Source organism: Dyadobacter sp. CY326, assembly GCF_021390515.1.
In the GTDB taxonomy this organism is placed as follows: Bacteria; Bacteroidota; Bacteroidia; order Cytophagales; family Spirosomataceae; genus Dyadobacter.
The window spans coordinates 299,303-321,733 of sequence record NZ_JAJUXI010000005.1 but is presented as its reverse complement, the minus strand read 5'-3'; the positions used below and the strand labels follow the sequence as shown (position 1 = coordinate 321,733).

Below are 22,431 nucleotides of genomic sequence, written 5' to 3'. Positions count from 1 at the left end.
CTGTGTTCAAATGATTAGATATTTTTCTGTTTAACCTGGTCAACGATAAATTCCGAAGCTCTCATGGAAAGCGCAAGAATGGTCCAGGTTGGGTTTTTATCTGCCTGAGAAACGAACGAACCACCATCAACCACAAAAACGTTTTTAGCGTCGTGCGCTTGTGAAAATTTGTTCAGCGCAGACGTTTTCGGATCGTTACCCATGCGGACTGTTCCCACTTCGTGAATGATTCGTCCCGGAGCTGCAAGGCCATAATTTGTGTCAGCGCCTGGCTTTGCGCCACTCGCAACGCCACCGAGCGCATGAATCATTTCTTCGAATGTATCGTGCATGTGCTTCGCCTGTTTGATCTCATAATCAGTCCATTTGTAATGGAAGCGCAGCACCGGAATTCCGTATTTATCAACCACATTTGGGTCGATTTCGCAGTAATTATCGATATTCGGGACTGCTTCACCGCGGCCTGCCATACCCACATAAGCTCCGTAAAAACGCCGGTAATCTTCTTTTAGAGAAGCTCCATAACCACCAGCCGGTTTTGTAACGCCCGCCGCAGTTGGATACTTTCCGTTCATATTTTCAATTCCAGAGCCAAATCCATAGCTAGGCATGCCCATTCCGCCGCCGTATTCAATGTGGTAGCCTCTTGGGAAATCGAGTTTTTTGTTGTCAAGCCACCAAGGCGTGTACACGTGCATTCCGCCTACGCCATCCTCGTTGTAACGCTTTCTATCCATCAAATGCGGAAGGAATGCGCCACGGGAAGCGCCGGTTGAGTCGTGCAGATATTTTCCAACCACGCCGCTGGAATTAGCAAGTCCGGCTGGATGCCTGTCTGATTTTGAGTTTAATAAAAGTCTCGCAGACTCTCCTGCGCTGGCAGCAAGAACCACAACTTTCGCCTTAATTGTATGTTCCGTAAGTTTCTCGCGATCCACATACGATACGCCAGTTGCAAGGCCTGTAACCTGATCTGTAAGCACTTCACGCGCCATTGCATTGTTGATCAAAGTCACATTGCCCGTTTTTACAGCAGGGATACAAAGTACGGATGATGATGAGAAATCCGCATAGGCCTGGCATCCGCGAGAGCATTGGCTGCAATAAAAGCAGACGCCGCGCTGATCATTAATTGGCTTTGTTAAAATGGAAAGTCTGGAAGGAATGACCGGAATGTTGGCTTTTTTTCCAGCTTGTTTAAGGAAAAGCTCATGCAAACGTGGCTTAGGCGGAGGAAGGAAAAGGCCATCTGGCTCATTGTCCATGTTTTCAACCGTGCCGAAAACACCGATCAATTTATCAACCTTATCGTAATATGGCTTCACATCGTCGTAACCGATTGGCCAGTCGTCGCCAAGCCCGTCAATGCTTCTTCTTTTAAAGTCTTTTGGTCCAAAACGTAAGGAAATGCGTCCCCAGTGGTTGGTCCGGCCTCCTAGCATTCGGGATCTGAACCAGTCAAACTGTGTTCCGTTTTTGCGTGTGTAAGGCTCGCCTTCAATTTCCCAACCTCCCCATGCAGCGTCAAAATCACCAAATGGACGGTGATTGGATGCACCGCGACGTGGCGACTCGTAAGGCCATTTAAGCTGGGTAATATATTTAGGATCAGCAGGATCGTAATATCCACCTGCCTCTAAAAGGGCCACTTTGGCTCCTTGTTGAGCAAGTTGAAGCGCTGCCATTCCACCTCCCGCTCCTGAGCCAATGATACAGACGTCAAAAACAGCAGGTTGTTCTTTGATTTGAAACATAGTAAAAAGGGTAGTTTAGAAATGCTATTTAATCAATAAATATAAACACGGAATCTATACGGGTGATCTGCCCGGGCAGATTTAAAGGTTATTTAAAAACAATCTAAATGACTTGATCAGCCATTTGCTGTTAACATTCAGCACCTTACTTTTGCATTTTCAAAAACAGCACCCATTTTGGCGATTATTGGACACGACATTGACATTGCAAAAGAATTTCTTCTAAAAGGAGAATTAGTGGCTATTCCTACCGAAACCGTTTATGGTTTGGCTGGTAACGCATTGAATGACAGTGCTGTTATATCTATTTTCGAAGTCAAAAATCGCCCTTCCTTTGATCCATTGATCATTCACACGGATTCACTGGAAAAGGTTGAAAATTACGTTTCTGAATTTCCGGAAAAGGCAAAATTGCTCGCAAACAAATTTTGGCCGGGGCCATTGACATTGCTGCTTCCAAAAAAACAGATTATTCCAGATTTGGTGACTTCCGGGCTGAATAATGTTGCCGTGCGTGTTCCTAACCATCCTTTATTGCTTGCATTGTTGCGCTCGCTGCCGTTTCCAATAGCTGCCCCAAGTGCTAATCCTTTCGGATATATAAGTCCAACGAATGCACAGCACGTGAATGCACAATTGGGCGATAAAATACCTTATATATTGGATGGCGGTGAAAGCGATGTCGGGATTGAATCCACGATTTTGGGTTTTGAAAATGGTGAAGCCATTGTTTATCGGCTAGGCGGCCTGGCGATTGAAGACATTGAGAATGTGATTGGGAAAGTCCAGTTGATGCCACATTCTTCGTCTAATCCCAAAGCGCCGGGCATGTTAAAAAGCCACTATGCGCCCCGGAAACCGCTTTATTTGGAAAAAAGAGAAACCTTTTCGGTTAATGAAGATAAGCTCACCGGCTATCTGGTTTTTGATCAATATATAGAAGGCATTGATTTGAAATATCAGCGGATATTAAGCAAAAGCGGTGATACGAAAGAGGCGGCGCATAACTTGTTTGCATATTTGAGAGAATTGGACGCCTCGCCAGTTGAGCAAATCAGGGCAGAGCATGTTCCAATGCATGGCTTAGGCCCTGCAATAAATGATCGCCTTCAAAGAGCCGCCGCAAAAGAATAAGGCAGTTTCGTATGAATGTTTCGTGCCTCTGACATTTAACGCCATTCAAGCTTCTATTTGAAAAAATGTTGATGGAAATTCATCAGGAAAACCTCATCCGTTGCCCGTGTGATCGCCGTGTAAAGCCAGCGGATGAATTCTACATTGATCTGTTCCTCAGGCAAATAGCCCTGATCAATGAAGACAGAACTCCATTGACCGCCTTGCGCTTTGTGGCAGGTTAAAGCGTAGGCGAACTTCACTTGCAATGCATTCAGGAACGGATCTTTCCGCAAGGCTTCCATTCTTTCTTTCTTTGATTTTATATCAAAATAATCCTTTTGGACGCTTTCGTAGAGTTTTTTATTATCCTCGGTGGATAGGGAAGGCGAGGCGGAATGCAGCGTGTCCAGGAAAATTTTGGCTTCAAATTCCGGCTGCTTTTCATAATCTGTCATCCGAAGCGTCACGTCCGCAAACCGAAAGCCATGCATTTCCTGCGTTTTCCGGATTTTTAGCAATTCGACAAAGTCACCGTTTGCGACAAAACCAGCCGGCGATTCTTCGTCGAGAATGTTGTAATTATTGCGCACCACCATTAACCGGTCGCCGGCGTCCAGTTCCTCCTCTGAAAAATTAATGGTGCGCCGAATGTATTCATTATACTGGACCGCTGATTTGTTGGAACGCGTGAGAATGATGGAATTTTCCTGTCCGTATTTATCATAGGCATAACGCAATCCTTCTTCCAGTTTCTCACCCGTCATCTTGAAAACGTCTCGGTAGGAGCGTGTAGTAATCTGAATTTCAGGCTTTTCTGCGACGAGCTGGTTTCTAAGCAATGTTGCATTAAACAATATGCCCGACAACTCGTCCTGCCGCATAACCTCCTTCAATTCCTCTTGAAAAACAGACATATAGAATGTTTTTTCCAAATATTCGCCATCCAATGCAGGGCTCAATTCTTTTCCAACCGGCGGCAGCTGCGCCACATCGCCCACGAGCATGAGCTTGTTTCCGGGATTTTCGAAAACAAATTCAATCAGATCAGCAAGGAGACTCTTGTTTCCAAAATCAGCATCATCCGTAATCATCGATGCCTCATCGACGATAAACAATGTGTTGTCGTGGTAATTTTTTTGGCGCTGAAAAGTCAGGTTCCCAGAAAATGAATCGGCAGTTTGCTTGTATATCTTTTTATGAATCGTCAGTGCGGGCTTCTCGGAATATCCCGACATTACTTTTGCCGCACGGCCGGTAGGAGCGAGGAGAACAGATTTGTAACCGTAATTTTTTAGCACTTTTATTAATGTGCTGATAATCGTCGTCTTTCCCGTTCCGGCATAACCTTTTAGTAGAAAACAGTCGCGGTAACGTTCCAGGCCCTTTTCTTCAACCAAAAAATCATTGGTCTTTTCGAAAAACCTGAGCTGGCCTTCGGTGGGTTTGAAAGGAAAACGTTTGCGTAAAAGTTGTGATGGTAAAGTATTGTCTGTTTCCATAATGCCAAAACTAACGCAACGAATACGAAACTCAAAGTGCGTGTCAGTTACAAAAATATACTTAGAATAAATTGGATTTTAAGGTTGTATTTGCATATATTAGACTCCCAATCTTATACACTCCAAAACCAAACATCTATGCTAGTACAACATGTAATGGGCAACAAGCCTGTCAATGCGCTCTGGTCCGTAACGCAGGATAATACAGTGTTTGAGGCCCTGGAACTCATGGCCGCGAAAAACATCGGTGCAGTTTTGGTTCTTGAAGATAATGAATTGATTGGTATCTTTTCGGAAAGGGATTACGCCAGGAAGGTGATTTTGCAAGGAAGAGCTTCGCGCGACACACGCATTCGGGAGGTTATGACCAGCAAGGTGATCACCGTCGAAACGGATCAGAAAATCGAGGAATGTATGCAGATCATGTCTGATAAGCACATTCGCCATTTGCCTGTAAATCAAGATGGTAAGCTGATCGGCATCATATCAATCAATGACATTGTGTCGGCCATTATTCACGAGCAGAAGCAGCACATTAATTCGCTGGAAAGCTACATTTCGGGAAGTCCTTATTCCTGAGCTGACAATTATATCTTGTCAATCATCTTTGCTTGGTTATCTTTGCCGCTCTAAAAAAGTGAGAGGTGGTGCAAACTTTGAGCGATGAATTAACGAATTTGTATGCGGGTAATGTCCGGGTTCGCGTAAGCGGGATATACATTATTGATAATCAGATTCTGTTAGTAAATCATTCATTGTATGGCAAAAACCAGTCATTCTGGAGTCCTCCGGGAGGAGGCATTCAGTTTGGAGAAACTGCTGTGACTGCGCTGCAACGGGAAATTAAAGAAGAAACCGGACTGGTTGCTGTGGTTGGAAAATTCCTTTTCGTTAATGAACATGTGCAGTCTCCGCTTCACGCAATTGAGCTTTTTTTTGAAATAAAATCAGTGGAAGGTTCGCTTGGCAGAGGCGTTGATCCCGAAATTTCATCGGCGAATCAAATCATTGAGGAGGTCAGCATGAAGCGCCTGGAAGACATTCATTCGCTGCCGGCCAATGCATATCACAGCATTTTTACCCGGATACAATCTCTGGAACAAATCTTTACATTAAATAGATTCCTGTCCGGAAACGAAGCGTAACATTTGACATTAACTTTTCCCCGATACTGTGGCAAATACTGAAAACCAGGTCATTGAAATTATTCCTACCTTACTCGTAGGCGATAACTCATTCGACGCGTCGAGCATTCCCTTGTGTACATTATGCATTGAGGTGGACGAGCGGCACATCCGGTTTTGCATCATCCGGGACGAAAATATGGAGTGTATTTGGCTGGAAGATTACAACTTCGAGACTGTCCTGAACCCTAACGAGATTTTTGAAAGACTCAAAAAAGTGTTTACAGGGCATTTGCTCTGGTCTTCTCACAGCTGGAAAAACGTTCGCATTGCAATCAATTCGCACGCATTCAGTCTTATTCCTGATCTTATCTTCGAGCATGACGCAGCTTCGGATTACCTGGCCTTTGCATTGGGAAATCCCGTTTCCAAAGATGATAAAGTGCTTTATCATGACCTGCCCCTCATTCATGCACACAACGTTTTCAGTGTTCCGCAGGTTTGGTATGACTGGATGATCAACCATTTCGGATCTTCGCAAATCACTTTTTACCACCTTACCAGTCCACTGATCATTGGTGCATTGGTAAGTCATTTGGAACACCAGCAGTTGCGCGTGGTTTCCATTTATTTTGAAAAAGATTACTTTACATTGATTGTTACGGAAAGTCAGCAACTGATTCTATGCAACCGGTTCAGGTTTTCGAAAGTGCAGGAGCTTGCCTACATTATCCTGTTCACCCTAAGTCAGTTAAACTTCCTTCCCGAGGAAATGAAAGTGATTTGTTATGGTGAAATTTCAACTTCATCAGATCTCTATACGGAGCTTTCCCGATTTTTCCCCAATTTGCAGCTAGGAAATGGGCCTACAACGCTGAAATACAACAGGCAATGTGCCGACGTTCCGGGACATCGTTATTTCGGCTTGTTCAACACCTATCTCGTTTCGTCTTAACCTGCAAATCCTCTCATTATGAAGCGCATAGCCCTATTTCCGGGATCTTTTGATCCGTTTACAAAAGGACATGAAGACATTGTTTTACGCGGCTTGCGGCTTTTTGATGAAGTGGTGATTGGCATTGGAAATAACGCCATCAAGAAGCGCTACTTTCCATTGGATGTGATGAAAGAAATGATTGAAAAAACATTTTCGGAGCAGCAAAATGTGCGCGTCATTACTTATGACGACCTTACTGCACACACTGCGAGAGAACTTGGCGCGACTTTTTTGCTGAGAGGCCTGCGTAACACAACCGATTTCGAATACGAAAACGGCATTTCCCAGGTCAACAGATATCTTTACGAAGAAATTGAAACCGTTTTTCTGATCACCTCGCCCATGCTGGCGCCGATCAGTTCGAGCATTATCCGCGATTTGCACCGTTACGGGCAGCGGGTGGATGATTTCCTGCCTTACTCGCTTTCCGAATTAAATAGACTCAACCAGGAAGGCTGAGTCTATTAAAAAGTAATGTATTGCAAGGTTACTGAGGTTTACTGTCGTGAATCTTGTTCAAGCTGTCAATAACGTAGCGGATCGAGCTGTAAGAGTTAATCAGGATCGATTTTGACTCTGCTTGCGTATACCACTCTAATTTTTCAATCTGTTCCTCAGCCTGCGGTTGCATGTTGGAGTCATCAATGCAATCAAAAAGATACCATTTCGTGCGCTTCAAAATGCGGTTGTTATTGAGGCTGTAAGTGTGCCAGGTTGTGCAGATCTTATCTCTGACCGATGCTTTAACGCCCGTCTCTTCTTCAATTTCGCGGATGGCTGCCGTTTTTGAATTTTCGCCTTTATCCAGTTTCCCTTTCGGAAGGTCCCACTTTTTTCTGCGGAACATAAACAGCCATTTCCCGTCTTTCACAACCACACCGCCGGCCGCTTTAATGACTTTGTAAATGCTTTTGATCTTTTCCTCCACTTCCGCTTTTTCCCGCGTCGCCATTGTGATGGATAACATTTCCGTCGGCAGTGCCTTTTCAAGCATTTCTATAACTTGGATTGCTGTGGTTGCCGTTGCGTTAAGGAACAGCACATGGCCGGTTAGCATCTTTTTTTGCAGCTTTTCAAGTCTCAAATCAACAATGTGATCGAAACTGGAAGTTTCCGCAGCAGAAAGCCGATTGGTCCGTACAATTCTAAATGGGCGGTCGTCAAAAAAAATGGTCATTTTTCAAATGGTACGTTAATCGATGCCAAAATTAAGTAAAGAGTTTAGTTTAGACAGTGATTATTATTGATAAATTTGTGATTGTATCAAATATACAGTTCTTGGAACTCCTGATAATTTTACTTCTTGTGCTGCTCAATGGCGTCTTTTCCATGTCCGAGATCGCACTAGTTTCTTCCCGAAAATCACGTCTCGAAGCTGCTGCAAAAAATGGTGATTCCAGTGCAAAAGCTGCTCTAAATCTTGCCAATTCACCAACACGCTTTTTATCAACTGTACAAATCGGCATAACGCTCATTGGGTTGCTTACGGGTATGTACAGCGGTGACAATATCACCAGCGATTTTGAAAAATTCATTTCTACAGTGCCATTCATTGCTCCATATGCACATTCGCTGGCTGTGGGAACGGTGCTTGTTTTCATAACCTATCTTTCACTTGTCCTTGGCGAGCTTGTTCCGAAAAGAATTGGAATGGCTAATCCGGAGGCGATCTCCAAGTTCATGGCAACGCCGATGAACCTGCTTTCAAAAGTGACCGCGCCATTTATCGCATTGCTCGGAATTTCCAGCGATCTCATTATCAGGGTTTTGAATATCAAGCAAAGTGAAAACTCGGTGACTGAAGAAGAAATCAAAAGTCTCATTCAAGAGGGAACTTCCGGAGGTGTTTTTGAAGAAATCGAGCAGGAAATTGTTCACAATGTGTTCCAGTTGGGTGATCGCAAGGTGACTTCTTTGATGACGAACAGACAGGAAATCGTCTGGCTTGATCTGGAAGACACGGTTGAAGAAAATAAAGCCAAAATCTTTGATTCCAGACATTCGATTTATCCAGTTTGCCGTGACACTGTGGATGACGTGGTTGGTTTGGTTTATGTTAAAGACTTGATTGCGACCGACATTGAAGCACAGCTGGCGGTTCTCAGCACAATATTAAAAGATCCTGTTTATCTGCCCGAAAGCAATCGCGCTTATCAGGCTTTGGCCAAATTCAAGGAGCAGCGCGTCTATTTCGGGATTATTGTTGACGAATATGGCGGGCTGTTAGGCGTGCTGACCATGCACGACATCATGGATGCGCTTGTCGGCGATATTTCCGAAGACATTGAAGAAGCATCGGAAATCATTCGCCGTGAGGACGGCAGCTTTTTGATCGATGCACAGCTGCCTTTCGATGATTTTATTCAATATTTTGACCTGAACATTCAGGAAGCGGAGCGCCGTGATTTTGTTGGATTCAACACATTGGGCGGCTTCGTTTTGCACATTCTTGAAAACATTCCGACAACCGGCGAGAAGTTTACCTGGAAGCACTTCGAATTTGAAGTGATTGACATGGACCGCAGCCGTATCGATAAATTATTAGTAATTAATCATAGTAAAAACGAAGAATCAGAAGATTAACAATGCTGAACGACCAGGACATTACAAAGAGAATTGCAGAGCTGCTGCTAGAAGCCAAGGCTATCAAACTAAGCCCCGAAAAACCGTTTCAATGGAGCTCTGGCTGGCTTTCGCCCATATATTGTGATAACCGCGTAGCATTGTCGTATCCTGACACCAGAACATTTATCAAAAAAACGCTGGCGAAGCTGATCAGGGAAGAATATCCTGATGCACAAGCAGTTGTGGGCGTCGCAACGGGCGGCATTGCACAAGGCGCATTGGTTGCCGACTTATTGGAGCTGCCATTCGCATATGTTCGTCCGGAGCCAAAAAAGCACGGCATGGGCAACCAGATCGAAGGACGTCTTGAAGCAGGTCAGTCCGTAATCATCATTGAAGACTTGATTTCAACCGGTGGAAGTTCGCTTAAAGTAGTGGATGTGCTCCGCGAAGCAGGCATTGAAGTGGCAGGAATGGTTGCCATTTTCACTTACGGATTTGCTGTGGCAGAAAATAATTTCAAAGAGAAAAACGTGAAATTGAGCACCATCAGCAATTACAATTCTTTGATAGAGACCGCATTAGAACATCATTACATTGACAGCTCACAGCTCGAAAGCCTCAGTGCATGGCGCCTTGCGCCGGAGACGTGGGGAAAGTAGCGCGCTGCAATGCTTAGGGCCCGGCAATCAGCTTTTGTAAGGAAGCTGATTGCCGGGCCCTGTTTTTTGTTCAATTTCTATGATTATCGAGGCGCTCGTAAAGTCCGCCGAATGCCTCTTCCTTAACCCCTTCCGATTTAAGGAATTCGTGTGGAAATCCAAGTTCAATTTTGCTCACCTCATTCAGCCTATCCAGCATTTCCTGTGGCAAGCGGAATGATAAGCAACCCAGCGAATCAGCCAATTGCGTTTGCTTGGAAGCACCAATGATCGGAATCATCACCTGATCGCGGTGACGGGCCCAGTTGATTGCCACTTGCGCCGGAGTTACGCCGAGCTCTTTGGCGACATCTACCACAGTCTGTGCAATGTTGCTACTATGTTCGCTTCGTCGAATGCTGCTGTCCGGGACGCGTCCCGCTTCTCCCCGTAAATATTTTCCCGTAAGCGCGCCGCCGCCAATGGTGCCCCACGGAGTAACGGCAATGCCAAGCGCTTTCGCCATAGGAAGCAAGTCACGCTCGGGCGTTCGCTGAATGAGCGAATATTCAAACTGAATGGCAGTAAACGCATTCCAGCCGCGGAAATCGGCAATGGTGTTGGCTTGCGAAACGACCCACGCGGGTGTATCCGATATGCCCACATAATGCACCAATCCGCGCGTGACCAAGTCGTCCAGCCCGCGCATTACTTCTTCAACTGGCGTTGTATTATCCCACAAATGCACCCAAAGGAGGTCAATGTATTCCGTGTTCAACCTTTTCAAACTGGCCCGCACCGAGCGCATCATATTCTTGCGGTGATTGCCCGCGAAGTTAAGATCATCGTTGCGATCTTTGAGCGTAAATTTTGTAGCCAAAACCCAGTGATCACGGTCACTTTCAATGAATTCGCCCACATATTTTTCCGACGAACCCTCAGTATAACGGTTGGCTGTATCAATAAAATTACCGCCCGCACCAGCGAAACTCTCAAACATTTTAAAGCTTTCATGCTTATCTGCGCCCCATCCCCATTCAGTTCCGAAGGTCATTGTGCCCAGGCAAACTTCTGAAACGCGTAAACCAGACCGGCCCAATAATTGATATTGCATAGTTGTTTAATTAGGTTTTTAGCCAGGATATAACGTCGGTCGCTAACCTGACTTTGTTAAATCTTTGTGCTGTAAAGTTAGATCCTAACCCGCCAAATGTATTTATATTGTAGCAAATTTCGAATCTTTTTTCCCTCACTCAATGATTGACGTTTCCTATCCCTACTTCGATACAAATCTCAGCTGGCTGTCCAATAATTACCGATTATTATTAGAAGCAAACGATGAAACTGTGCCGGTAAGGGAACGTCTGCGCTTCCTTGGAATTTACGCATATCAAACAAAAGAGTTCTTCCGCGCTCGCGTGCCGAGCCTGCTGGCAATGGGGGAGGTGAGCAACGACATTCGCAGCAAACTCAATTTATTTCCCGATTCGCTGCTCGAACATGTTTACGAAACCGTTGAAAATCAGCTAAGGGAATTCAACGACATTCTCATTTCAAGCATTCTTCCTGCTTTGAACGAGCAAGGCGTGCATTTATATTATCGCGAAGCTTTTGCATCGGAGCATTTAATGTTTTTGAGAAAATTCTTTGTAGACAAGCTGTTTCGGCATTTGCAACCTGTGTTTTTGGATAGCCGCCGCAGTTCCAAAATGTCGTTTTTTGAATCAAAACAGTTGTATCTGATCGTCAGATTGCAACACCAAGAAGATTCGGAAGAAGACTGGTATGCCGTTGTAAACATTCCTTCCGAGCCATTTGGACGCTTTCTCGAATTGCCTGAACTGGACGGAAAGCGCCATGTAGCGTTTGTGGAAGATGCAATCAGAGAAAACATGCAATTGCTTTTTCCTGGTTACGAAGTGCTGGAAAGCTATGCATTGCGTGTGGAAAAAGATACGGAACTGGCGATTGAAGACGAATTTCCGATGCAGATTGCGCAGCGCATTTTGAAACAGCTGGAAAAGCGGAATTTCGTTCAGCCCGCCCAGTATTTTTATGAATCAGGCATGCCGCTTTACATGCGCGAATATCTGGCCAGTAAGGCAGGTATTCCGATGAACGAGTTTCACGAGCGGGGACATTACATTTTCATGCAGGATTTGATGACATTCCCGCAGATGTCGCGGCGACTCGATTATCCGTATCAAAAGCCCATTCAAAATCCGGATTTTGATGAGAAAACTTCTGTTTTCGAGTCCATTCAAAAGGCGGATCAATTGCTTCATTTGCCCTATCACTCTTATGAACCCATTGTCCGGTTTTTCAACGAAGCCGCCGTTGATCCGCACGTTCGGGAAATCCATGTTTCGCTTTATAAGATCAGTCCCAATTCATTTATTTTGAATTCGCTGATCAGTGCTGCGCGCAATGGCAAGCGCGTGACGACATATGTGGAACTCAACACAAAACTCGACATTCAGGAAAACCTGCAATGGTCGAGGAAAATGCGGGATGCAGGTGTAAAGATCATTCTCAGCGTGCCTGGGCTGAAAGTGCATGCCAAAATCGCATTGATCAAGCGTAAAGTGCTGAAAGGCTGGGAGCGTTACGCATTCCTTGGAACGGGCGGATTTTACAGATTGACAAGCCGCGAAATTGTGGATCATGCCTTGCTAACAAGCCATCGCGAGCTTACCAATGAGCTCGAATTGCTTTTTGGTTATTTGTCCACACAGGACGAGCCAAAGAAATACAAATATCTGCCTTTCAACTTTCTTCTTGTCACGCAGTTTACATTGCAAAAAAAGCTGCTTGATCTGATCGACCGGGAAATTGCGAATTGCAATGCGGGTTTGAAATCTTTCGTCACCATTAAAATCAATCAGTTGCAGGATCACATTCTGATTGATAAAATTTATCAGGCAGGCCAGGCTGGCGTGCCCGTGCATGTTATCGTGAGCGAGAGCTGCGGGCTCATTTCGGGGTTGCCTTCAATCAGCGATAATGTGGTTGTGAGCAGGCATGTGGATCGCTATGTCGAGAATACGCGCATTTTTCATTTTGCAAACCGGGGTAATGATGAAGTGTACATCTCGTCCTGCGACTGGACCCATCGCAACTTGCACAGACGCATCGACGTTTGCTTTCCGGTTCTGGATGAAACATTAAAAAATCAAATGCGGCTGGTGCTGCGGAACTACGTGAATGACAACCAGAAATCGGTTCGTCTGGATCTTTATCAAAATAATTTGCGGATCACCGACGATTCCCGGGGAAAGATCAGGGCGCAGGAAGCAAACTATCGCTTGTTGGAGAAAATTGAGAAAACTGGACCGACGAAAAGAGCAGAATAAAACATTTTCAGGCGTTTAAAAAAATTTTTTATCACGAAAATTTTATAATCCGCCGTTAGATTTGATTAGAGCTGTTTCAAGAAAAAAATAAGTCAGATGCCCATTCATTTTGACCAAATGACCGAAAATCCCCTTGAGCGTTTAGGACTAAGTGTTTATATTTGAATGCATATCATTCTGACTCCATCAAAAATTACATCGCCGTATGGGAATAGTAGAGCGAAGAGAGCGCCTTAAAATACAGGTTCGCTCGGATATCGTCAAAACAGCAAAAGAAATAGCCCGACAAGATGGGTGGACAGCGGTTTCAATCCGCAAAATTGCTGAGGTGATCGAATACAGCCCTCCAATTCTCTATGAATATTTTGAGAGCAAGGATAAGTTGCTGGAAGCGATCCGCATGGAAGGTTTCGATATTTTACAATCGGAATTCGTTAAAATTAAAGGCCATTTCAGCAATCCGCAGAAACAGCTCGTGGAAGTTGCCCAGCGCATCTGGAACTTCGCAGTGGAGAATCCGGAAGTTTTTCAGGTAATGTTTAATCTTGAAGGCGCATACTGTGATTCCAAAAATGTCTACGGCCAGGCTATGAGCATTAAGGGAAATGCCGTTTGGGAAATGATAGCGGGCTTGCGTCCGAGGTCAGGCGAAATGGTAACCAAGACATATTATGAATGGTGGTGCCTAACTTATGGTTTTATCAGCATTACCATGACCACGCAGCCCAGATACGCGTTCCCGCAAGCTGAGCCTGTGTACATGGAAGGTGTCCGCAGATTTATAAGAAGTATTATGTAACGGAAGGTGCCTGCTGGCGTATCTCTATTTTGCTTTGGTGATAAACCTGGGAAAATGGGGGTACGCTTCGCACCAGCCAGGCATTTCCGCCAATCACCGAATCGTGGCCTATCACGGTTTCCCCGCCAAGAATAGTCGCATTGGCATAAACAACCACATTATCTTCAATGGTCGGATGGCGCTTGCGCGATGCAAGTGACTTGGAAACGTGCGTCGCACCCAGCGTAACGCCTTGATATAACTTCACGTTGTTCCCAATGTGCGTGGTTTCTCCGATCACAATGCCGGTTCCATGGTCTATAAAAAATGAATGTCCGATCGTTGCATTCGGGTGAATGTCGATGCCCGTTTGGCTATGGGCAAATTCAGTCAGCATCCGCGGCAGCAATGGAATGCCAATCGATGCAAACGAATTGGCAAAACGGTAAGTCGCGATGGCCATAAAACCAGGATAAACCGATATCACTTCCTCAATGCTCACCGAAGCCGGATCATTGTCCGTAATTGACTTCGCATCCAGCAACAGCTTTTCATAAATGCCTGGAATCTTTGAAAAAACCTCATCCAAAATCTGCTGCTTCGATTTGCTCAGCCCCGGAAGCAATGGTTCAAGCATGCATTCCAAACTGTCGCGCAAGTCATCATATTTCATGGACAAATCCTTGTTTGGGCAGCTGGGGCAATCCTGACTAATGGGAAATAAGAAATTAATCAGGTTCTGAATAAATTTTCCGGCATCGTGTCTCGAAGGCAATCTGTAACGATAGCTTTCGTTTTGCTCCGCAAGGCGCTGAAAGAAAAGGTCTTGTTGGGTGGTTGTCATTAACGGTAAAAATTTGGCTTACATAACGAATATTTCTCTGGCATCAATTTTGAATATCAACACAGAAACTTCCGGAAAAATTTATTTCAGGTGGTTTGTTTAAAAAACAGCAAGATTATTACACCTGAAATGTGATTATAATCGTATATTGAAATATCCTGTGAAGTTATAAATTACAGTTTCATTCCAGAAGTTATGTTAAGTTTTAAATTCCTGCGATCCGTATTCATTATTTTCATCATATCTGCTTCGCTAAGTTCATGCTTCTCGCGCTACATTATTTCAGCCAAACAGGTCAGAAAACACTACGCCACCAAGAAAGTAAAACCAACTGAGCACATTATCAAGAATGACACGCTGGCTCTTTGCGTTGCAAGCGTAGGCGCCGACACATTGCCCATGCTGCTGCTCATTCACGGAGCGCCGGGCTCGCTTTGGGGCTATATGAATTTAATGGATGATGAAGACTTGCAAAAACGCTTTCACATTGTTTCAGTGGATAGGGTGGGTTATGGAAAGTCGAGACTGAAAATCAAGAAGAAGCGTCGTTATGTGACTTCTATTGCCACGCAGGCCAATGCATTGCTTCCGGTTTTGAATTTGAACAAAAGTAAAGAAAAGGTCACAGTCCTGGGACGCTCCTATGGTGCGCCCATCGCGGCTAAACTCGTTTCTTTAAGGCCAGAAGAAGTAAAGGAGCTGATTATGGTTTCGCCAGTGATTGATCCGGAAAAGGAGAAATTCTACTGGTTTTCCAAATGGGGCCGGAATTCATTTATACAACTGTTTTTACCGGGCGAATTTAACACGGCCACAGCTGAGAAATACAGCCATTCAGACGAGTTAAGAAAGCTTTTGCCAGTTTGGCATAGTCTCAATGTTCCTACAACGGTTATTCAGGGAGGAAATGACTGGATTGCTGATCCTGAGAACATTGAATTTGCAAAAAGGCACATCAAAAGCAAGCGCGCGCAATATATTTTTCTGCATAATGCAGGGCATATGATCACTTACACACATTTGTCCATGATAAAAGAAATGTTGCTCAAAGGCCAGATGTTTCAGGACAAAATCTCTTCTGCCGACCTGTCTGCAACCAACGCGCAATTGGGTAATTAACCTTATCGCAAGATTTTCTGAGAGACTGCATCTTTATCATTCGCAGCCTTGATGATGTAAATGCCCTTCGACAAGTTGCGCATATCAAATTCTTCCTGAACAGAAATCACAGGGCCGGCTGTTTTAATTTCCCTGATTACTCTTCCTTTAATATCAATCAGTTGCAAGGTCACAATTGACCGCTTCTTGCTGTAAGCTTTAACCGTAACAAAGGTTTCAGTAGGAACAGGATAAGCTTCAATGGCCATGGAAACCTCCGGAGAGTCAACATTGGGCGTAGAAGTGATTAGTCCGCCGTAAGCCGCTGATTCGTACGGAGGAATTTCAACCGTTGGGCCGGGCTTGTCAGTAACATTGATAACTCCTTCGCGGTAAGATTCGGAAATGATAATGCCGTCACGATATTCGGTGACAACCATTGCGAAAACGTAACTTCCAAGAACTTCGGGAGCTTGCCAAACCAGTTTATTAAGCTTTGGAACAACTTTGAATGTTCCTGTGCTGCTGATTTCGTTGGGATACAAATAAGTGTTGTCCACCATGCGAACGCCGCAAGTCCCCGGTGAAGCCCTGCTTAATCTGGGCAGTTTGACAGAAATGCTGTCAGCGTCAGCGACTGTTGGTTTCAAATCAACCGAGAAAACCTGCCTAACACCAGCGTCAAAAAGCAGATATGGGAGCACAGGCGTCGAATTGGCAAGTTGTGTATTGATCACCGTCCAGAAGAACGCATCCGTTTTGTCCGCATTTGGCAGATTTAAAATATTTGACGTCCGTGCATTGAGTGAAACCGAAATCTGAAATGTGCCTGACGAAGGATATGTGTAAGAGCCATCATAATCAGCCAGCAGGATGTTTCCTGGCAATGTTTTGGTTTCTGTTCGCGAAAATTCTTTGGTGTTGCCATCTCCGAAACAAACACTAACATTCTGTTGCGCATTGGCGGCGGGTTCTCCGGTCACCAGGTCAAAATACAACCGGACTTTGATTTTATAATTTTGCCCCGAAACATGGGTCGCCATAATTTCACCGCCTTTAATGTGCGTGCCAAAAGCAAGTGGGCTGGCAAGGAATATGAGCAGGAATATTTTGTAAACTGATTTCATAGGAATAGGGAATGCTGAAAGTTCATCACAAATTCTAAACGTTCAAAGCGACCCGATTTGTATCGCGGTTACAAGAAACTGGCAGATAAAATGCGCTTCTTGTAACCGTTAAAAAACTTTCTAAAAAACAGGCTTAAATCAGTCCTTGTAAATCAGAATTTCGCTTTTCCCATCGCTTTTGATGTAGCCGCGATACATGCCTTCGCTGTTGAATGGCATTGCGATATTTCCTTTTCGGTCCACCGCAATGATGCCGCCTTCGCCTCCGCGTTCCACGAGTTTTTTCATGACCACTTCATTGGCCGCATCCTGCAAACCAAGCCCTTTGTATTCCATTAATGCTGAAATGTCGTAGGCAACCACGGAGCGGATGAAAAACTCGCCGTGGCCAGTCGCGGAGACGGCGCAGGTTGCATTGTTGGCATAAGTGCCTGCGCCAATAATTGGTGCGTCGCCAATGCGTCCGTATTTTTTGTTAGTCATGCCGCCTGTGGAAGTGCCGGCTGCCAGATTGCCAAATTGATCCAAAGCCACACAGCCAACAGTCCCGAACTTTTTGCCTTCTGTAAAAATCAGATCTTCCAGATTGGCCTGCCCGGTTTTTGGGGCCTTTTTAACCTTTTGCTCTTCCTTTGCATCGTGGTCGAGTTCCGTTTTTTCTTCTGCCTTTGCCCGCTCCAATGCTTTGTAACGTGCCTCGGTGTAAAAATAGGACGGATCAACAATTTCCTGACCCTGTTCTTTTGCAAACTTTTCTGCACCTTTTCCCGCCATCATCACATGCGGCGACTTTTCCATAACCGCTATCGCCGTGCTGATTGGGTTTCGGATCGTCGTGACACCTGCAATGGCGCCCGCTTTCAGTGTTTTTCCTTCCATAATGGAAGCGTCGAGCTCGTTTTTTCCTTCATTGGTAAAAACCGCCCCTTTCCCGGCATTGAATAGGGGAGAGTCTTCCATCACGCGAATCGTCGCCTCGACTGCCTGCACGCTCGTTCCACCTTTTTTCAGAACGCCATAACCTTTTTGCAAGGCAATGTTCAGCACTTCTTTATAGGCCTTTTCTTTCTCAGGGGTCATGTTATCGCGCGTGATTGTGCCCGCGCCGCCGTGCAAAACGAGCGTGATTTTGTCTGAATAATCCTGTGCGGAAACAGGCAGCGCGGTCAGTAATGTAAGCGCGAGTATGTATGACTTTTTCATCGGTCTGTAAATTGAGTGAGTTATTCCAAAGCTAATCAAAATGAGATAAGAGCGGTTTGGGCCAAACCCTTTAAATTTGACTTTATTTTACTTATTGTTCAAAAAACGTTTAACCAATGAAAAATGCGTTGCTTATCCTGGGAATGTTAACCTGCTTTCTGACGGGGAATTCCCAAGCACAAAAGCCTGCTGACTGGAAATATGTTGAGGGAAAAATTGTGACGCCCTGGGCTGAAAAAGTCGTTGCGTCCAATGTGCATCCCGAATATCCCCGACCACAAATGGTTCGCCAGAACTGGCTCAATATCAATGGTCTATGGAATTATTCAATTGTGCCAAAACAAAGTTCAGATGCGAAACCAGCTGCATTTGCGGGTCAAATCCTCGTTCCGTTTGCGGTGGAATCTGCATTATCAGGCGTTGCGAGGACGGTTGGAAAAGACAGCGTGCTTTGGTATCAGCGCACGATTGAATTTGCTCCCAAGTTGAAAAATCAACGCGTTCTGATTCATTTCGGTGCGGTTGACTGGAAATGCGATGTGGTTATAAACGGCAAGCCTGCCGGCACGCATCAGGGTGGTTATGACCCGTTTACCTTTGACATTACCGACCTTTTGGTTAAGAAAAAGCAGCAGGAAATCAGCGTGCGCGTGTGGGACCCAAGCAGTGACGGGCCGCAACCGAGAGGCAAGCAGATCAAAAACCCGAATTCAATCTGGTACACGCCGGTGACCGGAATCTGGCAAACCGTTTGGATAGAAACCGTCCCGACAACCCACATTGATCGCCTGATTCAGACGCCCGACATTGATAAACAGACTGTAACTATCTCAGCAGCAATAAACAATGCACAGCCAACGGATAAAATCAAGATTACCGCTTTTGACGGCGCCAGCAAAGTTGCGGAACAAGAAGTCGCAGCGAGCGAAAGCGCTCTCCTGAACATTGCGAATCCCAAGCTTTGGTCGCCCGAGAGTCCATTCCTTTACGACTTGACCATAGCCGTCACACGCAACGGAAAAGTGGTGGATGAAGTGAAAAGTTACTTTGCAATGCGCAAGATTTCAATGCAATTAGATGAAAATGGAGTTCAGCGTATGGCATTGAATAACAAGTTTTTGTTTCAATATGGCCCGCTCGACCAAGGCTGGTGGCCCGACGGACTCTACACCGCGCCAACAGACGAAGCATTGAAATTTGACATATTGAAAACCAAAGAAATGGGCTTTAATATGATCAGAAAGCACGTGAAAGTGGAGCCGGCCCGCTGGTATCGCTATTGTGACGAGCTGGGCATGCTCGTGTGGCAAGACATGCCGAGCGGCGATATGGGCAATGTTTGGGAGCAACGCCCGGGCATTACGGGAGCAGAAACTGAAAAAGACCGTACACCCGAGTCAGAAAATATTTATAATACCGAATGGAAAGCCATCATTGACGCCAACCGTCACTTTCCATCCATCGTCGTTTGGGTTCCATTCAATGAAGCCTGGGGGCAATTTAAAACGGAGGAAATAACAAACTGGACGATGCAATATGATCCTAGCAGGCTGGTTAACAGCGCAAGCGGGGGCAACTTTCACCCGGTTGGTCACATTATTGACATGCACAATTATCCAGAGCCCGTGATGCCTAGACCAGACATTTTTGGTGCAAAGCAAATCATTGTTTTAGGTGAATTTGGCGGATTGGGATTGCCGGTTGACAAGCACACCTGGCAGCAAAAAGACAACTGGGGTTATCAGAGCTTCAAGAGCCAAGAGGAGCTTTTCGCTCGTTATCAATCGTTAATCAAGCGCTTTGAGCCATTGATTAAGAAGGGATTATCCGCAGCAGTTTATACGCAAACGACTGATGTGGAAGTGGAGATTAATGGTTTGATGACTTATGATAGGAAAGTGGTCAAATTCCCGGAAGCGAAATTGAAACAAATCCATACACCGCTTTATAATGCGGATTGGGTGAAGTTGAAGCCTTAACACATTAAAAATGTCACATTGAGCGGATGATTAACTACGCTCAATGTGACATCCTAACTATTTATATTGATTGCTTCTATCCCTTCATTTGCGCTTCAACCACCGCGATAGCCACCATATTCACGATTTCCCGCACAGAACTTCCCAGCTGCAACACGTGAACAGGCTTTTTCATTCCTAACAAGATCGGTCCGATCGTTTCCAGTTCAGCAGCTTCTTTCAGCAAGTTGTAAGCAATGTTACTGGCACTCAAGTTAGGGAAAATCAGCGTGTTAGCTCCGCCATCAACAAGGTCGCTGAATGGGTGATTTTCTTTTAGAAGCGTTGTGTTGAATGCAAGGTGGGCCTGCATTTCTCCTTCAACAATCATCGTCGGATTTCTCTTTTTCAAGATCGCCGTTGCTTCCCGCATTTTCTCTGCATCCTTTCCGCCCGCACTTCCGTAATTCGCGTAAGTAACAAGCGCAATGCGCGGCTGAATGTTGAATCGCTCAACTGCTTTTGCCGTCAGCTCGGTAATTTCAACAATTTCCTCAGCAGTCGGGTCCAGATTTACCGTTGTGTCGGAAAAAAACAATGGGCCTTTTGGCGTAAGCAAAATATACATCCCCGCCACTTTATTTACACCCGGATCTTTTCCAATGACGTGCAATGCCGGGCGAATTGTGTCCGGATAAGTGCGCGTAAGACCCGAGATCAATGCATCCGCTTCGCCGTTTTCGACCATCATGGAGCCGAAATAACTTCGGAAATAAATGCTCCTGTGCGCTTCTATTGGCGTCAAACCTTTTCTTTTCCGTTTTTCAAAAAGCAGGTTGGCATATGTGTTAATGATCTCTTCATTTTCGTTAGCGCGCGGGTCCACAATGACAACGTCACCCAAATCCAGCTTGCTTTCTTTAATCAAGCTCTGAATTGTTTCCTTATCGCCCAACAAAATAGGAACTGCAATGCCTTCATCGCGAACCTGTTGCGCTGCGCGAAGCACCTGAATGTTTTCAGCGTCGGCAAAAACAACTCTTTTCGGAGCCAACTTTGCTTTGTTCAGAATTACGCGGGAAATCTGCTCATTGCGGCCCAGACGGCTGGAAAGTTCCTGCTCGTAAGCGTCCCAGTCCGTAATCACTTTTCTTGCGACGCCTGTTTCAATGGCAGCTTTTGCCACGGCAGGCGCCACAGTCGTCAACAGACGCGGATCAACCGGTTTTGGAATAATATAATTTTTACCAAAAACAATGTTCGTTTCGTTGTAAGCAAGGTTTACAATATCCGGAACCGATTTTTTGGCAAGGTCAGCCAATGCATGAACGGCCGCGAGTTTCATTGCTTCATTGATTTCCGTTGCCCGCACATCCAGCGCGCCACGGAATATATAGGGAAAGCCCAAAACGTTGTTTACCTGATTCGGATAATCAGAACGGCCTGTCGCCATAATCACATCTTCTCGTGCTTCAACTGCGTCAGGATAAGGAATTTCGGGGTTTGGGTTAGCCATAGCAAGCACGATAGGGTCTTTCGCCATCGATTTTACCATGTCTTTGGAAACAATGTCAGCAGTTGAAAGGCCCAGAAACAAGTCCGCGCCTTTCATGGCATCTTCAAGCGAATCATAGGCGACGTCGGTTGCAAACTGTCTTTTCATTTCCGACAAATCTGTGCGGCCGTTGTGGATGTGGCCTTTTGTATCGAACATCGCAATGTTCTTGGGATTGGCTCCAAGCGAAAGGTAAAGTTTTGTACACGAAACAGCGGAAGCGCCTGCGCCTGAAACCACTACGCGAATATCGTTGATGTCTTTTCCAACCAATTCAAGCGCATTAAGCATGGCAGCGGCGCTAATAATGGCCGTTCCGTGCTGGTCATCGTGCATAACCGGGATATTCAGTTCTTGTTTCAGACGGGCCTCGATTTCAAAGCATTCGGGCGCCTTAATGTCTTCCAGATTAACGCCGCCGAAAGTCGGTTCAAGAATTTTTACAGTCCTTACAAATTCATCAACATCTTTTGTATTTAGCTCAATATCAAATACATCAATGTCCGCATATATCTTGAACAGAAGTCCTTTTCCTTCCATTACTGGCTTGGAAGCCTCAGGGCCGATGTCACCAAGTCCAAGCACAGCCGTTCCGTTGCTGATAACTGCAACCAGATTGCCCTTTGCAGTATACAAATAGGCATCTTCAACATTTGCTGCGATTTCCAGACATGGTTCCGCAACGCCAGGAGAATAGGCTAGGGAAAGGTCACGCTGTGTGCTGGTTTCTTTGGTGGGAATTACCTGGATTTTGCCAGGACGGCCTTTTGAATGATAATGTAAGGCGTCTTCTTTTCTGATCTTTTTGTTCATACCTGT

General features: G+C 45.3%; 19 protein-coding genes. 11 read left to right on the top strand and 8 right to left on the bottom strand.

Annotated elements, in window-relative coordinates; genetic code table 11:
• Nucleotides 1-14: 14 nt before the first annotated feature.
• The gene (locus tag LZG73_RS12025) at nt 15-1,754 is read right to left on the bottom strand and encodes a GMC family oxidoreductase (RefSeq protein WP_233849427.1); all 1,740 of its coding nucleotides are present in this window, start codon (nt 1,752-1,754) and stop codon (nt 15-17) included.
• Between the two features lie 177 nt (nt 1,755-1,931).
• Here LZG73_RS12025 and LZG73_RS12020 point away from each other — a divergent pair, with 177 nt between their 5' ends.
• Complete coding sequence (locus tag LZG73_RS12020) at nt 1,932-2,888, top strand: L-threonylcarbamoyladenylate synthase (RefSeq protein WP_233849425.1); 957 nt, start codon at nt 1,932-1,934, stop codon at nt 2,886-2,888.
• Between the two features lie 53 nt (nt 2,889-2,941).
• Here the strand turns inward: LZG73_RS12020 and LZG73_RS12015 are convergent, their stop codons facing one another.
• The gene (locus LZG73_RS12015) at nt 2,942-4,369 is read right to left on the bottom strand and encodes an ATP-dependent RecD-like DNA helicase (RefSeq protein WP_233849415.1); all 1,428 of its coding nucleotides are present in this window, start codon (nt 4,367-4,369) and stop codon (nt 2,942-2,944) included.
• Nucleotides 4,370-4,507: 138 nt separating this feature from the next.
• Between LZG73_RS12015 and LZG73_RS12010 the strand changes: the two genes are divergently transcribed.
• The 4 genes from LZG73_RS12010 to coaD all read left to right on the top strand — a co-directional run bounded on the left by LZG73_RS12010 (nt 4,508) and on the right by coaD (nt 6,949).
• A complete protein-coding gene (locus tag LZG73_RS12010) occupies nt 4,508-4,948 on the top strand; it encodes a CBS domain-containing protein (RefSeq protein WP_233849413.1) in 441 nt (146 codons plus the stop codon).
• 68 nt (nt 4,949-5,016) lie between these two features.
• On the top strand, nt 5,017-5,514 hold the full coding sequence (locus tag LZG73_RS12005; RefSeq protein ID WP_233849411.1) for an NUDIX domain-containing protein: 498 nt from the start codon (nt 5,017-5,019) through the stop codon (nt 5,512-5,514).
• Nucleotides 5,515-5,542: 28 nt separating this feature from the next.
• Nucleotides 5,543-6,448 carry a DUF3822 family protein gene (locus LZG73_RS12000; protein WP_233849409.1) on the top strand — a complete coding sequence of 302 codons (906 nt, stop codon included), beginning with the start codon at nt 5,543-5,545 and terminating at the stop codon, nt 6,446-6,448.
• An 18-nt stretch (nt 6,449-6,466) separates the two neighbouring features.
• Nucleotides 6,467-6,949 (top strand): pantetheine-phosphate adenylyltransferase, encoded by a 483-nt coding sequence (coaD, locus tag LZG73_RS11995; RefSeq protein ID WP_233849407.1) that lies wholly within the window; start codon nt 6,467-6,469, stop codon nt 6,947-6,949.
• A gap of 28 nt (nt 6,950-6,977) precedes the next feature.
• On the opposite strand, the gene LZG73_RS11990 is transcribed toward coaD, so the two are convergent.
• Nucleotides 6,978-7,667, bottom strand: coding sequence for an NUDIX hydrolase (locus LZG73_RS11990; protein WP_233849397.1), 690 nt, complete (start codon nt 7,665-7,667; stop codon nt 6,978-6,980).
• A gap of 101 nt (nt 7,668-7,768) precedes the next feature.
• Between LZG73_RS11990 and LZG73_RS11985 the strand changes: the two genes are divergently transcribed.
• Entirely contained in the window at nt 7,769-9,073 is a 1,305-nt protein-coding gene (locus LZG73_RS11985) for a hemolysin family protein (RefSeq protein ID WP_255697056.1), read from the top strand.
• Between the two features lie 2 nt (nt 9,074-9,075).
• On the top strand, nt 9,076-9,717 hold the full coding sequence (pyrE, locus tag LZG73_RS11980) for an orotate phosphoribosyltransferase (RefSeq protein WP_233849395.1): 642 nt from the start codon (nt 9,076-9,078) through the stop codon (nt 9,715-9,717).
• A gap of 70 nt (nt 9,718-9,787) precedes the next feature.
• Here the strand turns inward: pyrE and LZG73_RS11975 are convergent, their stop codons facing one another.
• Complete coding sequence (locus LZG73_RS11975; RefSeq protein WP_233849388.1) at nt 9,788-10,810, bottom strand: aldo/keto reductase; 1,023 nt, start codon at nt 10,808-10,810, stop codon at nt 9,788-9,790.
• A gap of 142 nt (nt 10,811-10,952) precedes the next feature.
• Here LZG73_RS11975 and ppk1 point away from each other — a divergent pair, with 142 nt between their 5' ends.
• Together ppk1 and LZG73_RS11965 are read left to right on the top strand one after the other, a co-directional pair.
• A complete protein-coding gene (gene ppk1 / locus LZG73_RS11970; RefSeq protein WP_233849386.1) occupies nt 10,953-13,049 on the top strand; it encodes a polyphosphate kinase 1 in 2,097 nt (698 codons plus the stop codon).
• Between the two features lie 205 nt (nt 13,050-13,254).
• Entirely contained in the window at nt 13,255-13,848 is a 594-nt protein-coding gene (locus LZG73_RS11965) for a TetR/AcrR family transcriptional regulator (protein ID WP_233849384.1), read from the top strand.
• Here LZG73_RS11965 and epsC read toward each other — a convergent pair.
• Nucleotides 13,841-14,671 (bottom strand): serine O-acetyltransferase EpsC, encoded by an 831-nt coding sequence (gene epsC / locus LZG73_RS11960; protein ID WP_233849382.1) that lies wholly within the window; start codon nt 14,669-14,671, stop codon nt 13,841-13,843. The two genes, LZG73_RS11965 and epsC, sit on opposite strands and share 8 nt — an antisense overlap.
• Before the next feature lie 195 nt (nt 14,672-14,866).
• On the opposite strand from epsC, the gene LZG73_RS11955 reads away from it, so the two are divergent.
• Nucleotides 14,867-15,790 carry an alpha/beta fold hydrolase gene (locus tag LZG73_RS11955; protein ID WP_233849380.1) on the top strand — a complete coding sequence of 308 codons (924 nt, stop codon included), beginning with the start codon at nt 14,867-14,869 and terminating at the stop codon, nt 15,788-15,790.
• Between the two features lie 2 nt (nt 15,791-15,792).
• Here the strand turns inward: LZG73_RS11955 and LZG73_RS11950 are convergent, their stop codons facing one another.
• Nucleotides 15,793-16,896, bottom strand: coding sequence for a T9SS type A sorting domain-containing protein (locus tag LZG73_RS11950; protein WP_233849378.1), 1,104 nt, complete (start codon nt 16,894-16,896; stop codon nt 15,793-15,795).
• Nucleotides 16,897-17,034: 138 nt separating this feature from the next.
• Entirely contained in the window at nt 17,035-18,099 is a 1,065-nt protein-coding gene (locus tag LZG73_RS11945) for an isoaspartyl peptidase/L-asparaginase family protein (RefSeq protein WP_233849373.1), read from the bottom strand.
• A gap of 116 nt (nt 18,100-18,215) precedes the next feature.
• Between LZG73_RS11945 and LZG73_RS11940 the strand changes: the two genes are divergently transcribed.
• Nucleotides 18,216-20,078, top strand: coding sequence for a glycoside hydrolase family 2 protein (locus tag LZG73_RS11940; protein ID WP_233849368.1), 1,863 nt, complete (start codon nt 18,216-18,218; stop codon nt 20,076-20,078).
• A gap of 76 nt (nt 20,079-20,154) precedes the next feature.
• Here the strand turns inward: LZG73_RS11940 and LZG73_RS11935 are convergent, their stop codons facing one another.
• The gene (locus LZG73_RS11935) at nt 20,155-22,425 is read right to left on the bottom strand and encodes an NADP-dependent malic enzyme (RefSeq protein WP_233849356.1); all 2,271 of its coding nucleotides are present in this window, start codon (nt 22,423-22,425) and stop codon (nt 20,155-20,157) included.
• Between the last annotated feature and the right edge of the window lie 6 nt (nt 22,426-22,431).